The sequence below is a fragment of the Halomonas profundus genome, assembly GCF_020865425.1.
Lineage (GTDB): Bacteria > Pseudomonadota > Gammaproteobacteria > Pseudomonadales > Halomonadaceae > Vreelandella > Vreelandella titanicae.
Window position 1 is genome coordinate 919,890 of sequence record NZ_CP086344.1, and the last position, 13,538, is coordinate 933,427.

The 13,538-nt window shown below is 57.1% G+C and carries 12 protein-coding genes; 6 read left to right on the plus strand and 6 right to left on the minus strand.

The window, feature by feature from the left end:
• The first annotated feature begins 77 nt into the window (after window positions 1-77).
• From LMS44_RS04340 to LMS44_RS04350, 3 genes are read left to right on the plus strand one after another with little or no spacing between them, the layout of a single operon-like run.
• Window positions 78-1,199, plus strand: coding sequence for an efflux RND transporter periplasmic adaptor subunit (locus LMS44_RS04340; RefSeq protein ID WP_498946919.1), 1,122 nt, complete (start codon window positions 78-80; stop codon window positions 1,197-1,199).
• Window positions 1,196-4,258, plus strand: a complete 3,063-nt coding sequence (locus LMS44_RS04345; RefSeq protein WP_498946921.1) for an efflux RND transporter permease subunit — start codon at window positions 1,196-1,198, stop codon at window positions 4,256-4,258. Before LMS44_RS04340 ends, LMS44_RS04345 begins: the two co-directional genes overlap by 4 nt.
• Window positions 4,259-4,286: 28 nt before the next feature.
• On the plus strand, window positions 4,287-4,853 hold the full coding sequence (locus LMS44_RS04350) for a sugar O-acetyltransferase (RefSeq protein WP_190373878.1): 567 nt from the start codon (window positions 4,287-4,289) through the stop codon (window positions 4,851-4,853).
• 142 nt (window positions 4,854-4,995) lie between these two features.
• Here the strand turns inward: LMS44_RS04350 and LMS44_RS04355 are convergent, their stop codons facing one another.
• Window positions 4,996-5,739, minus strand: a complete 744-nt coding sequence (locus LMS44_RS04355; protein WP_022519833.1) for an SDR family oxidoreductase — start codon at window positions 5,737-5,739, stop codon at window positions 4,996-4,998.
• Window positions 5,740-5,905: 166 nt separating this feature from the next.
• Between LMS44_RS04355 and LMS44_RS04360 the strand changes: the two genes are divergently transcribed.
• Window positions 5,906-6,838, plus strand: a complete 933-nt coding sequence (locus tag LMS44_RS04360) for an AraC family transcriptional regulator (protein ID WP_190373877.1) — start codon at window positions 5,906-5,908, stop codon at window positions 6,836-6,838.
• Window positions 6,839-6,851: 13 nt separating this feature from the next.
• On the opposite strand, the gene LMS44_RS04365 is transcribed toward LMS44_RS04360, so the two are convergent.
• Entirely contained in the window at window positions 6,852-7,244 is a 393-nt protein-coding gene (locus tag LMS44_RS04365) for a RidA family protein (RefSeq protein WP_071695507.1), read from the minus strand.
• A gap of 141 nt (window positions 7,245-7,385) precedes the next feature.
• Between LMS44_RS04365 and LMS44_RS04370 the strand changes: the two genes are divergently transcribed.
• Window positions 7,386-8,318 carry a LysR family transcriptional regulator gene (locus tag LMS44_RS04370; RefSeq protein WP_190373876.1) on the plus strand — a complete coding sequence of 311 codons (933 nt, stop codon included), beginning with the start codon at window positions 7,386-7,388 and terminating at the stop codon, window positions 8,316-8,318.
• A gap of 86 nt (window positions 8,319-8,404) precedes the next feature.
• Here the strand turns inward: LMS44_RS04370 and LMS44_RS04375 are convergent, their stop codons facing one another.
• A complete protein-coding gene (locus LMS44_RS04375) occupies window positions 8,405-9,241 on the minus strand; it encodes an oxidoreductase (protein WP_498946925.1) in 837 nt (278 codons plus the stop codon).
• A gap of 109 nt (window positions 9,242-9,350) precedes the next feature.
• Between LMS44_RS04375 and LMS44_RS04380 the strand changes: the two genes are divergently transcribed.
• Complete coding sequence (locus LMS44_RS04380) at window positions 9,351-10,244, plus strand: LysR family transcriptional regulator (RefSeq protein WP_498946927.1); 894 nt, start codon at window positions 9,351-9,353, stop codon at window positions 10,242-10,244.
• Window positions 10,245-10,351: 107 nt separating this feature from the next.
• Here LMS44_RS04380 and LMS44_RS04385 read toward each other — a convergent pair whose 3' ends face one another.
• From LMS44_RS04385 to LMS44_RS04395, 3 genes are read right to left on the minus strand one after another with little or no spacing between them, the layout of a single operon-like run.
• Window positions 10,352-12,382 (minus strand): FUSC family protein, encoded by a 2,031-nt coding sequence (locus LMS44_RS04385; RefSeq protein WP_498946929.1) that lies wholly within the window; start codon window positions 12,380-12,382, stop codon window positions 10,352-10,354.
• Between the two features lie 3 nt (window positions 12,383-12,385).
• Entirely contained in the window at window positions 12,386-13,270 is an 885-nt protein-coding gene (locus tag LMS44_RS04390) for an efflux RND transporter periplasmic adaptor subunit (RefSeq protein WP_190373872.1), read from the minus strand.
• 23 nt (window positions 13,271-13,293) lie between these two features.
• The gene (locus tag LMS44_RS04395) at window positions 13,294-13,512 is read right to left on the minus strand and encodes a DUF1656 domain-containing protein (RefSeq protein WP_022519635.1); all 219 of its coding nucleotides are present in this window, start codon (window positions 13,510-13,512) and stop codon (window positions 13,294-13,296) included.
• Window positions 13,513-13,538 lie beyond the last annotated feature (26 nt).

Below are 13,538 nucleotides of genomic sequence, written 5' to 3' on the forward strand. Positions count from 1 at the left end.
GCCGATAGTGGTTCAACTGAAATTCTTGGATTTTCTTTTTCATCAATGAATTGAACCCTTTGAAGCAGGCCTGGATTATGCCATTTCCAAAACGAAAAAGTTGTTTCGGCATTATGCTTGTCGTGATTGCTAGCGCTGCCGCGCTGGCATGTATGCAGGCGGTGTCGTCGGAAAGTGATGCCGTCGCCGAACCGACGGCGCAGCCCTCACTATCAGTCAACGTGACGACATTAGAACCTCAGACGCTTCCAACGACGATTGCGGCCAATGGTGATATTGCTGCGTGGCAGGAGATCATTATCGGTACCGAAATCGGTGGCCTGCGGCTGGTCGACGTCAAGGCAGACGTGGGTGATGAGGTCACGGAAGGGCAGGTGCTGGCCGTTTATAACGACACGACCGTGCGCGCGGAGCTGGCTAGAAGCCGCGCCGCCGTGGCGGAAGCCGAAGCAACGCTTGCGGAGGCAACGGCTAACGCCCAACGTGCCCGGGGTTTGAAAACCACCGGGTCGCTTTCAGAACAGCAGATTCAGCAATACGAAACCGCCGAGCTCACCGCCAGGGCGAGGCTCAACGTTGCGCAGGCGCAACAAGACGCCCAAGCATTACGCTTGGATCAGACGCAGGTTGTCGCCCCGGACGACGGTTTGATTACCTCGCGCACGGCCACGCTTGGCGCCGTTACCAGTGCCGATCAGGAGCTGTTCCGATTGACGCGCCACGGTCGGCTGGAGTGGCGGGCCGAGGTCGCCGCGTCCGATCTGAATAAGCTGCGACCCGGCCAGACTGCCAGGATAAGCCTGCCTGGCGGCTACGACCTCGAAGGGCGCTTGCGCACCATCGCGCCGCTAGTGGACACCGCTACACGCAATGGTCTGGTTTATGTCGACCTACCGTTAAGCGACGTTGCCCGGGCGGGAATGTTTGCACGGGGTGAATTTGAACTGGGCAGCCGCCAAGTGATGACGCTTCCCCGTGCCGCGGTGCAACTACGCGACGGCTTTGGCTATGTACATCGCGTCAGCGGTGAAGGCCAGATAACGGAGCAGAAAGTTGCCTTGGGCCAGCACACGGAGGATCGAATCGAAATTCTCTCCGGCCTTGAACCTGGCGCCTTGGTGGTCGCCTCGGGCGGTGCTTTTCTTGGCAACGGTGATCAGGTGCGGGTGGTTGAGACCGACGCCGAGGAGGGGGTATGACACTGAATACCTCATCCTGGGCGATTCGCAACCCTATTCCGGTTGTTCTGCTCTTCATCCTATTGACCTTCTGGGGGCTCATCTCCTTCCGAGGCTTGTTTATTCAGGACTTGCCGGATGTACAGCTGCCCCTCGTAGAGGTATCCGCCTCGTTGCCGGGGGCGGCTCCCGCCTTAATGGAGAACGAGGTTGCCCGCAAGATCGAGGACTCCATCGCTACCGTCTCCGGCGTCAAAAACATCTCTACAACGCTGACGGATGGCAATGCCGACATTGCTATTGAATTCAGGCTGGAAAAGTCCTTGCAAGAGGCTCTGGAGGATGTGCGCGACGCTGTTGCTCGCATCCGCTCGGATCTACCCGCCGACCTGCGTGATCCAGTGATTCGGAAGGGTGAGTTTTTCAGTGAGCCGATTGTACGCTACGCGGTGAGCTCCTCCGATCTAGACGATGAGGCACTCTCCTGGTTCGTCGATGACAAAATGACCAAGGCCGTCTTGTCGGTGCCAGGCGTTGGCTCGGTTCGGCGTATCGGCGGGGTCGATCGCGAAGTCCGCGTGGCATTGGATCCGAACCGCCTGCTGGCGATGAACACGACAGCGTTGGATATCTCACACCAGCTGCGCCAGGCGCAGTTGGAGGCGCCCGGTGGGCGCGTGGATGTCGGCGGAGCCGAACAGGCCGTGCGCATCATCGCCAACGCTGAATCCGCAGCTGAGCTTGCGACGATGGAGCTGGCACTCAGCGACGATCGGCGTATTCGCCTTGATGAGGTGGCGACGGTTACCGATACCGTGGCCGAGCGGCGCTCGATGGCATTGCTTGATGGCGCGCCCGTCGTCGGCGTCGAGATGACCCGTGCCGAGGGGTACGGCGAGGTAGATGTGGCCGAGGGGGTGCAGGCTGCTGTTGCCGACTTGCAGGCGCAATATCCCCATGTCGAGGTCGAAGAAGCCTTCAATTTTGTTGGGCCGGTGCTGGAGAACTACCAGGGCTCCATGCACATGCTATTCGAGGGCATGGCGCTGGCGGTGCTGGTGGTGTTCTGCTTTCTACGCAATTGGCGGGCCACACTGATAGCGGCGGTCACGCTTCCGCTGTCGATCACCCCCACCTTCGCTTTCATGCACCTGGTGGGCTTCTCGCTCAATGTGGTGACGTTGCTGGCGCTCTCGCTGGTGATCGGGGTGCTGGTGGACGATGCCATTGTCGAGATTGAGAATATCGAACGGCACCTGCTGATGGGCAAGCCCCCGCGCCGGGCCGCCATGGACGCGGCGGCGGAAATTGGCCTGGCCGTTGTCGCCACCACCTTTACATTGATTGCCGTTTTTCTGCCCACGGCCTTTATGAGTGGCACCGTCGGGCAATTCTTCGTTCAGTTCGGTTGGACGGCCTCGGTAGCGGTGCTGTTTTCGCTGCTGGTGGCGCGTCTTCTCGCGCCCATGCTGGCTGCGTATCTGCTGCGCAAACCCCAACATCCCTCGCGCGATCCAACGTGGATTAACTACTACTTGATCGTTGCTAACGGGTGCCTGCGCCACCGTAAGACAACGCTCCTCGCGGCGGCGGCCTGCTTTGCAGGAGGTATCTGGCTGGCCTCGACCCTGCCGGGGACCTTCATACCCCCCGATGATAATTCCCAGACGCAGGCGACGCTCACCTTGCCGCCCGGTAGCACCTTGTCTGAAGCGGAGGCGCTTGCCGAGCAGGCACGCTCACGACTGGAGACGCAACAGCATGTAGTCAGCGTCTTCGCGGCCGTCGGTGAGGACTCCGGCAGCAGTGACTCTGATGTGACCTCGGTGGAACTGACCGTTGGTTTGGCGGATCGCGCAACCCGCGCGGGCGTTACGCAGCAAGACATAGAGCAGCAGTTACGCATTGCACTCGCCACGCTTCCCGGCGTGCGAACTCGCGTAGGCGACGAGGGGGATGGCTATGAGTTGGTGCTCGCCGGTGAGGATAGCCGAGTGCTTGAACTGCATGCCCGCCAAGTCGAGCGGGAGATGCGCGCCATTCCCGGCATCGGCGCGGTGAGTTCGACGGCCAGCCTGGTCAGGCCTGAACTCATTGTACGCCCTGATTTTGCCCGCGCCGCCGACCTTGGGGTCTCGGCTCAGACCATCGCCGATACGCTGCGCATCGCGACCGTGGGCGATAACGCCGAGGACCTTCCTAAGTTGAACTTCAGCTCGCGTCAGGTGCCGGTGATGGTTCGGCTGGCGGATGCCGCTCGGGAGGATATGGCGACCCTTAAACGGCTACCAGTGCCTGGTGCGAACGGGCCAGTGCCGCTGGAGAGCGTGGCTAACGTTGAGTGGAGCAGCGGTCCTTCGGAAATCACCCGGCATGATCGTCTGCGCAACGTCAATTTCGAGGTGAGCCTGCAAGGGCAGCCTTTGGGAGAAATCGAACAGGCCGTGCAGGCACTGCCCAGTTTACGTCAGTTGCCGCGCGGCGTGTTTCAGAAAGCAGAAGGCGATGCAGAGGAAATGGAGGAGCTTGCCTCAAGCTTCGGAATTGCCATGCTGACCGGCGTGCTGTGTATCTATATGTTGTTGGTGCTGCTGCTCAAGGATTTCATGCAACCGGTCACTATTCTGGTGGCGCTGGTGCTCTCCGTACCTGGGGCTTTCCTGGCGCTGTTCCTCACGCAGACGCCCGTGTCGCTGCCTGCCATGATCGGATTGATCATGCTGATGGGCATCGCCACCAAGAACTCAATCCTGCTGGTGGACTACATCATTATTGCCCGTCGGGTGCATGGGTTGGAACGCGTGGACGCCATTATTGATGCCTGCAAAAAACGTGTCCGGCCCATCGTGATGACCACCATTGCCATGGGGGCGGGCATGATGCCGATCGCCCTAGGATGGGCTGGCGATCCCAGCTTTCGGGCCCCCATGGCCTTAGTGGTCATTGGCGGGTTGATCACGTCGACGCTGTTGAGCCTGCTGGTCATTCCTGTTGTTTACAGCTGTATTGACGATTTTGTGAACTGGCTGCGACGCTTGACGGAAAACTGCAGGGTGATAACAACGGCTGAGAGTGATTAATATTGGGCAAAATCTAGGAGGGTGACTAATGCGTTCAGAAAAAGACAAGATGCTAGCAGGAGAGCTCTATAACCCTGCTGATCCGCTACTGCTAAAAGAGCGTGAAGAAACAAGGCGACAAGTGAGGCTCTACAATCACGTATTGGAAACTGACGCCCAGCGCTTGAAAGCCTTGAAATCGTTGTTCGGATCGACGGGAGAAAACCTCTATATAGAACCTAATTTACGCTTGGATTACGGGTATAACATTCATGTAGGCGAAAACTTTTTCGCTAACTTCGACTGTATCCTGCTAGATGTTTGTGAAATACGCTTTGGCGATAACTGCATGCTTGGGCCGAATGTGCAGATTTATACGGCGACCCATCCGCTTGATCCGCATGAGCGCAATGCGGGTAAAGAATACGCAAAGCCGATTACGTTTGGCGATAACGTCTGGATTGGTGGCGGCGCCATCATTAATCCAGGCGTTAGAGTAGGCAATAACGTGGTCATAGCGTCGGGCGCTGTTGTAACCAAGGATGTACCCGATAATGTGGTGGTAGGCGGTAATCCTGCTCGCATAATTAAAAATATTGCAGTGAAGGGTGGGTAATCGTTAGCTTGCGTTGAGGTAAGGGCTTGTCTTCTATCCTTTATTCGCTCTGAGAATGGTTGACCGACGTGAATGGACAAATGCACTGTGGCCATCAGCAAACAGTGCATGTGCGAGTTAGAAGGCTAGAGGATAGGGGAGCTCACATCTTGCTGAGCATCTCGACCGCTTGATCGAAGTGTCCGTCACGCTCTGCCCAGCGTAAGAAATTGACTTTCTCCACCAAAATTTCCTTGGGTGTCGGTTGCTGTTGAAACAGTGTCATGACCTCTTCGATGTAATCATTGAGCGGCATATAGCCTTCACGGGTCGACTGGCCCGGCGTCAGCTCCGTCTGCACCGCAGGGGGCGCAAGCTCGATGAGCTCGACCTTACCCTTGAGCTGCTCGCGTAGTGAGATTGTGTAAGAGTGGATGGCTGCCTTGGTGGCGTTATAGGTGGGCGTGCCGCTTAACGGCACAAACGCTAACCCCGAGGAGACGTTCACGATCGCCGCGTCTGGCTGGTTTACCAGATGGTCGGTCAGTGCGTTCGTTAGCCGGATCGGCCCGAGTAGATTGGCAACGACTGTCTGCTCGGCATCGCTCAGGTCGCGGGTGCGGGACAAGTCCTCGCGCCGCATAATGCCCGCATTGTTGATCAGTACATTGAGGTTGGGGTGCTCGGCGATGACACGCTCAGCAAAGGCGGTGATCTCCTCTGGATCCTCAACATCGACAACCATCGCGTGCATGTCGCGCTGGCCAGCAATGGTCTCCTCCAGCGTTTCCATGCGCCGACCGGCGACGATCACGGTGTTGCCAAGCGCATTGAAACGTAAGGCAAGTTCACGACCAATCCCGGAGCCACCGCCGGTGATAAGTATGGTGTTTCCTGACATTTTCATGGTTTAACTCTCCGTCTACTTTTAGAGGCGAATGCCACTCACTTTTTACCAATTTGGCGGCGGCGGGGCTTGCCAGCATCTACAAAAAACTTGCCTGATCCTGTAGGCGAGAAGAAAAGCCTTCATCGCCATGCTAACGTTGAGCCGAAACGCTAGAGAAAAGCTCATGAACTCACTCAAACAGGCGGTTCAGACGTATGCCAAACGTCACGCCAATAGCGATGGTTTGGCGTTAACATCCGTGCCGGGCCTGCGAATGATGTGCGTCGAGGCGCCAGCTGGCGATCTGCAATCGGTCTATAAGCCACTGGTATGTTTGGTTCTCCAGGGCGCCAAGCGCATTCTTGTTGGGAAACAACAAGCGGTCTTGTCCGCCGGGGAGTCGGTGATCGTCAGCGCTGATATGCCCGTGGTGGGTAGGATTGTGCAGGCAAGTACGGAGGAGCCCTATCTAGCCGTTGCGGTCGAGCTGGATAGGGCGATCCTGCGTGAGCTAGCCGCTCATATAGGGAGTGCCCATGCCCAGCAACTACCCGAGATACCGACCTTATTTGCCGAAGATAGTGAAGTCGAGGTGATTGACTGCGTATCAAGGCTGATGAAACTGCTGGATCGCCCTGATTCAGCGCCGCTTCTTCGCCCAGGCATCATGCAGGAGTTGCATTACTGGCTGCTGTCGGGCCCTCAGGGGGCCGCTTTACGGGATATCGCCGACCCGGATAGCTACGCGAGCCGCCTTGCTGACGCCATTGCACTCTTGCGAGCCGAGTACACGTCTCGGGTGTCGGTGGAGCAACTAGCGGCAAAGGCAGGCATGAGCCTCAGCTCGTTTCACAAACACTTCAAGCACATGACCTCGCTAACGCCGGGACAGTATCAACAGCGGCTGCGTTTGATTGAAGCGCGCCGCCTCATGCTCGACGAAGGATGCTCCGCGAGTAATGCTGCCTTTGAGGTCGGTTACGAGAGCGTATCGCAATTCACTCGCGAATACGGCCGTCTTTTTCAAACACCACCGAAGCGCGATGCTCTCCGCTATCAAAAATCTCTCCAAGCCGTTAATGGAGACGTTCCTGAAGCGCAACGAATAGGCGCTTGAGGTACATGGCTGCTTACTCGGGGAGTTTGGCAATGACCTTGATTTCAAAATCAAAGCCCGCCAGCCAAGTGACGCCGACCGCTGTCCAGTTAGGGTAAGGTTTTTCCGGAAACGCGCGCGCCTTGGCTTCCAACCAGATAGGGAATTGGGCTTCCGGATCGGTATGGAAGCTTGTCACATCGACGATATCGTCGAAGCTTGCGCCTGCTGCCTCCAGAACACGCTGCAGGTTATCAAACGCGAGCTGTACCTGAGCGGCGAAGTCTGGCTCGGGCGAGCCGTCTTCACGGCTGCCGACCTGGCCCGACACGAACAGAAAATCGCCAGAGCGGACAGCAGCGGAATAGGTGTTTTGTTCATAAAGCGCTTGGCGGCCTTGGGGGAAAACGACGTCACGCTTAGCCATGGGTATCTCCATCAGTAGGCCGGAACCGACCCGTTGTTTACGATGAAGTCACTTTAAGCCTGCATTCGTGGTGGATAAACGGCGAATTCTGTTCAACATTGTTTGTAGTTTTCAAACAATCACAAGGTGTTTGACTTAGCCATGGATCGTTTTAACGCAATGCAGGCATTCGCCCGAGTCGTGGAGACGGGCAGCTTTACCAAGGCAGCTGATACACTGCACATGAGCAAGACCAGCGTGACGCAACTGGTGCAACAATTAGAGGCACGGCTGCGTGTAAAGCTGCTCAACCGCACCACTCGCAAGGTTAACGTCACGGCGGACGGTGCCGCCTATTACGAGCGCGTTATAAAGCTATTAGCCGATATGGATGATGCTGAAACCAGCCTCTCCAATGCTTCTGTGCTGCCTCGCGGCCGACTAAGGGTAGACGTGCCCAGCCCTTTCGCGCGCATGATTTTGATCCCCGCTTTGCCTGCTTTCCATGCTCAATATCCCGATATTCAAATCGATATGGGGGTAAGTGATCGCATGGTGGATCTGATCGGTGAAAGCGTGGATTGCGTGGTGCGTGGCGGTGAGCTTACCGACCTATCGTTGATGGCGCGTCGCGTGGGTGATCTGACGCTGGGTGTTTACGCTGCACCGAGCTATCTGGAGAGAGCTGGTATTCCTTCACACCCACAAGAACTCTCAGCTCCGCCTCACTACATTGTTGGTTTCCGCTGGGCACGTTCTGGCTTGGCCTTTCCCTATGCCCTGCACTGCAATGCAGAGCGTGTCACCGTGCAGGGGCGTTATGTGATCTCGGTCGACGATGGGAACGCTGGACTTGCAGCGGGCTTGGCGGGACTCGGCGTAATCTGGCTACCGGATTACATGGCTAGAGAGCACGTATCGCGTGGCGAACTGGTTCGCCTATTTGATGGCTGGCATCTCGACCCAATGCCGATGTACGTCGCTTTTCCACCGAATCGGCACGTCAGCGCCAAGCTGCGTGTGTTCATTGATTGGGTGGTAGATTTGATGGCGCAGCATGCGCCTATCGTTGATCGACAGATGCATAAACGCTAACGGTGAAGCCTTTCCTCTTTAAATAGTACCCGACGGTCAGCTCGGGTATCCCCAATAAAAGGCATAACCAAAGGCTTCACCGCATATCAGTTTGCCTCGTTTCTGTCGGCAGATAGGGCAACGTCCTTATACTTTTCGAGCGACTCAATCCGCTCGTTTAGCGCATGACTAATTGAGTCATAGGCGGTGCTTCCCAAAGCCAAGCGTAATGGCGGGTTCTGCATATCCGCTGCTTTAATAATGGCATCAATGGTATTGGTCGCATCGCCTTTAATGGCAAAGGCGCCTGATACCAGTGCTCTACGTAGCTCCCCCGCAGGGGTGTTTTCATAAGCTGGCATGGGGTGTGTGCGGTCTAGCCCTTCCGCGAAGTTGGTGGCCGTGGGGCCAGGCTCGGCGATAATGAAGTCAATACCAAAAGGTGCGGCTTCTTTCGCCACTGACTCGACAAACCCTTCAATGCCCCACTTAGTGGCGTGATAAAGGCTGAAGCTTGGATAGGCGATCTGGCCGCCTTCCGACGATACCTGAACAATGCGGCCGCCCCCTTGTTCGCGAAGATAAGGCAGTACTGCGCGGATGAACTGAATGGAGCCGGTGAGGTTCGTCGCTATTTGCCGCTCAATTTGTTCATCGCTGGCTTCTTCGGCAGCGCCAAAGAGTCCATACCCCGCATTGCTGACAACGACATCAATTCGACCCAATGTCGTGAACGCTCGTGAAACGGCATCTCTCATCGTTGATGTATCGGTTACGTCGAAGGTCAACTGCCGCAACCGATCTCCGTGTAGGGCTAACAAGTCGTCCAGCGCACCCTTGCGTCTTAGCGTGGCCACAACGCGATCGCCGCGTTCGAGCAGCCGTTCAGTAAGTAGGCGGCCGAGGCCAGTGGATGTGCCTGTGATAAGCCAGGTTTTAGTCATAAGAAATCCCCTAAGTCATTAAACAAATGTTGCAAGACATAGGCTAGGGCAGTATCACTGGTTAAAGAATACTCAACAATTGGCACGAGGAGGTGAAAGTAATTCACTAATGAGTAAGCCAACGTTAGCCGACCTCAAGGCCTTTCAGGCAGTGGCCGAACACCGCAGCTTTCGCCGAGCAGCCGACCTAATGGGCGTCAGCCGCTCTTCACTTAGCCACACCGTACGTACGCTGGAACAAAGGTTGGGAACCAGGCTGCTGCACCGAACCACCCGTAGCGTCTCTTTGACCGAGAGCGGTGAGCGCCTGCTACTACGTTTGAGTCCGCTATTGAGTGACTTGGACACGATTCTCGAAGATGCATCAAGCTTCGAAGGAAAGGTCACGGGCAGGTTGCGTATCAACGGTAGCGAAGCGGCCATTCGCTTGTTGCTGCAAACTGTTGTGCCGCAGTTTCTCACCCTTCATGAAGGTGTCGAGCTTGATCTTGTGGCAGAGGGGCGGCTTGTGGATATCGTCGGGCAGGGGTTTGATGCGGGCGTCAGGCTGAGAGAGGCAGTTCCTCAGGATATGATAGCCATCCCCGTGGGTCATGATCTGCGCTTTCTTGCCGTTGCCTCACCTAGCTATCTACAGGGCCGTCCGATACCCGAAACGCCAAGCGACCTAGCGTCTCAACAATGCATAAGACAGAGGCTGCCGAGTGGCAAGCTCTACCGCTGGGAGTTCCACCAGAATGGCCAGGACGTGGCGGTTGATGTGCCCGGCGCTCTGACCTTGGATAGCAGCCCACTTATGGTGGAAGCCGCCGCGGATGGATTAGGCATTGCCTATGTACCGGAGTCTTACGCTCAAGCCTATTTGAGCGATGGAAGGCTGGTTACCGTGCTCGATGAGTGGTGTCCACGGATCCCTGGGCTGTTTCTCTATTACCCGAATAACCGGCTTGTGCCGCCAAGCCTGCGTGCCTTCATCGATCTGCTGCAAGAGAGGCGAGTTTAAGCTGGATGAGACGAGTTTAAACTGGAGGAAAGTGTCCCGGATTGAGTGTTCATCTAACACCTCGGCCTAAGCTTTGCTTTCCCTTACCAGTTGCCAGAAGCCTCCGCCTACCTAGGCCGCTCCGCCATGATGCTCGCAAGGCGCTCTAGGGCCAGTTCGAGTCGTTCAATCAAACCCTCCAGCAGTACACGGCGGTCAGCGGGCACGTCGCCGTAAGCCTTTATCGCTTCGTCCAGCTGTTTACCTGCTTCACGAATCCCTTGGGGCGGCCGCCCGTTGGCGCTCTCTTCAAACCCGCTAGCTAGCGTGCCTAGTAGGTGGCGATGCGCCTCGCGGATGCTCGGGTGAGGTGCATCATCAAGCCGATCACGCAGGCGCAGCGTAGCGGTGCCAACATCCAGTCCGGTCAAACCCAGAATAAACAGGTGGCGCTGGTCTTCGGGTAGCATGTCGTCATGCTGAGCCAGTTGCAGAAGCCGATCCGCCATGTGGCCGCTGAAGCGGGTTTCGGCATCGCGAATCGAGCGCTGGCTTAGCTCATGGATATCGGTGGAAATCGCATTGATTAAACGCCGCCGCCGAAGTCGGGTGCCCAGCCCCGGCAGCAAGCGAAAGCTCATTACCACGCAGCTTAGCCCAATCACTACGGCCACCACCCGGTTGGCAAAACTGTCGAACGAGAAATCCATGCCGTTGCCGGGCATGGTGAGCAGAATATTGAAAATGGTGAAGGCCAGGCAGTAACCCATGGTCGCCGGGTTAGTGGCGCCCAGCAGGCCTAAAAACAGCGGCGTGCCAAACAGCATGGCTAGCATCGGGAAGCCATTGGCCTGTGAGAGCAGCACATGGCCGAACAGAAAGGCGCTGGGGATTGCCGCCAGCATGCCCTTGTAGAACATCATGGTAATCGCCAGGGGATTATCACGGCTGGCGAAAAAGGCGGAAAACAGTGTGCCCAGCATCATCGCGATCATGGCGCTCTGCCAGGCGGTGACGATCCAGAAAGTCGCCAGTAGCGAAAATACTAGCCCTGAGCGAATGGCGTTAATACCGGCGGCGAGGTGATCGCGGTGCCAGGCCAGTGGCGATGAGCGCAGTTTATGGCTCTCCGGCGAGGCAATCGCCTCCCGGGCATCGAGCATGATCATGGCGTGGCCGATCGATTCACGTAGCCCCAACCGCAGACGTCGATCAAGGGGAGCTAAGCTGGCCTCTTCCTCGCTTTCATGAACCCGGTGGCGTAGCGACTGGAGAGCTTTTCTGGCCTCAATGACCCCTTTGACGTGTTCAGCATCGCGAAAGCCTTTTGCGACCTCGCCCGCGAGTTCGATACTTTGTGGGGCGAGCCGGTCAGCGTGGTCGTGCATCAGTTGGTGCAGCGCCTGCAGGTTGGCGAAAAAGCGCAGCGTGCGGCGGGTTAGTACATGGGCTGCCCGAACTCGGCCGGGGCCTACCGGGCCTTCAAAGCGGGCGGCCTGGCTGTCAGTTTCCAGCAGGGTTAACGGCACGAGGCTGCTGCGCAGGGCTTTCTGCATCGCTGGAATATCGTCGCTGGCTTCTAAGCGCAGGGCGGCATGCTCGAAGGCTTCGTTGATCACGCTGTCGGCCTGAGTGGCAAGGTGGGCGCCCACATGGGATGGCCAGAGCAGCGAGCTGACCAGCATGGCGCAGATGGCGCCCAGCCCCAGTTCGGTAAGGCGCGCCACGGCGATATCGAAGATCCCGGCGGGCGTGCTGCCGCTGGAGATGACCACGATCAGCATGGCGGTTACGGAGGCCATCAGACAGCCGTAGGTGTAGTTATTACGCCACAGCGAGCCCACGTAAGTGCATAGCATAATCCAAGCGGTCAGCACGATAAGCGCAGGCACGCGAGCCTGGGCAAAGAGTGCCATGATCGCGATACCCGCCATGGCGCCAATCAAGGTGCCGACAAGTTGGCAGATGCCTTTTTCTACCACCATGCCGCTCATTGGGCGTATCTGCAGAAACGCTGCCGACATCAGCGCCCAGTAGGGGCGCTCCAAGTCGAACATAAGCGCGATATAGAGCGCGAGCATCATCGCCAGGGTGGTCTTGATCGCAAACTTGACCGCCGTAGCGTTGGGCGTCAGGTAGGTACTAACAAACGGCGACATGGGTTACTCAGACTGTTCGGCAGCGTTTTTAGCAGGGCGGACGCGCACCGTTGCCGTCATGCCGACGCTCAGCAGGGTGTCATCAGGAACGTCTTCTAGTGTAATGCGCACCGGAATACGCTGCGCCAAGCGCACCCAGCTAAAGGTGGGCTCCACTTGCGGTAGCAGCTGCTGGTTAAGGGTTGTGTTGCTATCGGCAATGCCTCGGCCAATACCCGCCACTCGGCCTTCCAGATGGGTGTCGCCGTTCATCAGAATCACATCCACCGGATCGCCCATGTCGATCGACGTCATTTTGGTCTCTTCGAAATAACCCACGACATAGAAGGAATTATCCGCGATCAGCGCCATTACCGGCGTGCCGCGATTAGCGTAAGTGCCAGCGGTAAGGTGGACATTGAGGATATGGCCGCTTACCGGCGCGGTTATTTGGGTGCGCGCTAAATCAAGCTGAGCGCTGGCTAGTTCTGCCTGAGCCTGCTGTAAATCGGCAGCGGCAATGCGCGAGTTGATCTGGGCAATCTGCTGATTTTCTGCGCTAATCGCACGATTGTTGCTCAGCTGGTTACGTCGACTCTCCTCGGCGCGGCTTAGCTCCAGGGTCGCCTGGCGATGGTCAACCGTGGCCTGGGCGCTGTCCACCGCCGCTTGGTAACGCGTGTTATCGATCTCAAACAGCGTATCGCCTTGGGCAACATGGTCGGTGTCCACTACTTCAAGTGTGCGTACCCAGCCAGAGACATCGGGGGCAATCGTCACCACTTCCGCATGAACCCGAGCGTCACGAGTCCAGGGGGTATAGAGGTAGTAGTGCCATAGCCATGCACCAGCGGCAACGGCAATGGCGACAATAACGAGGGTGAGCAAAATACGGAGCGAAGGGCGCATCGGCGATTCTCTCAAGGGCTGTCTTAAGGGCTTTGAAGCAAAACAGTAAAAATGAACGTGGTGGCAGCGGTGAGGATGACAAATAATGAAATGTCGAACCACGCCTCGTACCAGAGCGCGTACTCGCCGACCACCCAGTGCAGTAGTGAACGAATGGTCAGCGTAGCCACAAAGCCGATCAGCGCGTAGATCAACAGAGGGCTTAAGTAGATGCCACCGACAGCGATTTCGTGAAGACCCATAACATCCTTAAGTGGCCTGGAAGTAA

What these genes read in the sequence shown, in the direction of transcription:
- LMS44_RS04340 (WP_498946919.1), top strand. Translation starts at nt 78, where the DNA reads ATGCCATTTCCAAAACGAAAAAGTTGTTTCGGCATTATGCTTGTCGTG.
- LMS44_RS04345 (WP_498946921.1), top strand. Translation starts at nt 1,196, where the DNA reads ATGACACTGAATACCTCATCCTGGGCGATTCGCAACCCTATTCCGGTT.
- LMS44_RS04350 (WP_190373878.1), top strand. Translation starts at nt 4,287, where the DNA reads ATGCGTTCAGAAAAAGACAAGATGCTAGCAGGAGAGCTCTATAACCCT.
- LMS44_RS04355 (WP_022519833.1), bottom strand. Translation starts at nt 5,739, where the DNA reads ATGAAAATGTCAGGAAACACCATACTTATCACCGGCGGTGGCTCCGGG.
- LMS44_RS04360 (WP_190373877.1), top strand. Translation starts at nt 5,906, where the DNA reads ATGAACTCACTCAAACAGGCGGTTCAGACGTATGCCAAACGTCACGCC.
- LMS44_RS04365 (WP_071695507.1), bottom strand. Translation starts at nt 7,244, where the DNA reads ATGGCTAAGCGTGACGTCGTTTTCCCCCAAGGCCGCCAAGCGCTTTAT.
- LMS44_RS04370 (WP_190373876.1), top strand. Translation starts at nt 7,386, where the DNA reads ATGGATCGTTTTAACGCAATGCAGGCATTCGCCCGAGTCGTGGAGACG.
- LMS44_RS04375 (WP_498946925.1), bottom strand. Translation starts at nt 9,241, where the DNA reads ATGACTAAAACCTGGCTTATCACAGGCACATCCACTGGCCTCGGCCGC.
- LMS44_RS04380 (WP_498946927.1), top strand. Translation starts at nt 9,351, where the DNA reads ATGAGTAAGCCAACGTTAGCCGACCTCAAGGCCTTTCAGGCAGTGGCC.
- LMS44_RS04385 (WP_498946929.1), bottom strand. Translation starts at nt 12,382, where the DNA reads ATGTCGCCGTTTGTTAGTACCTACCTGACGCCCAACGCTACGGCGGTC.
- LMS44_RS04390 (WP_190373872.1), bottom strand. Translation starts at nt 13,270, where the DNA reads ATGCGCCCTTCGCTCCGTATTTTGCTCACCCTCGTTATTGTCGCCATT.
- LMS44_RS04395 (WP_022519635.1), bottom strand. Translation starts at nt 13,512, where the DNA reads ATGGGTCTTCACGAAATCGCTGTCGGTGGCATCTACTTAAGCCCTCTG.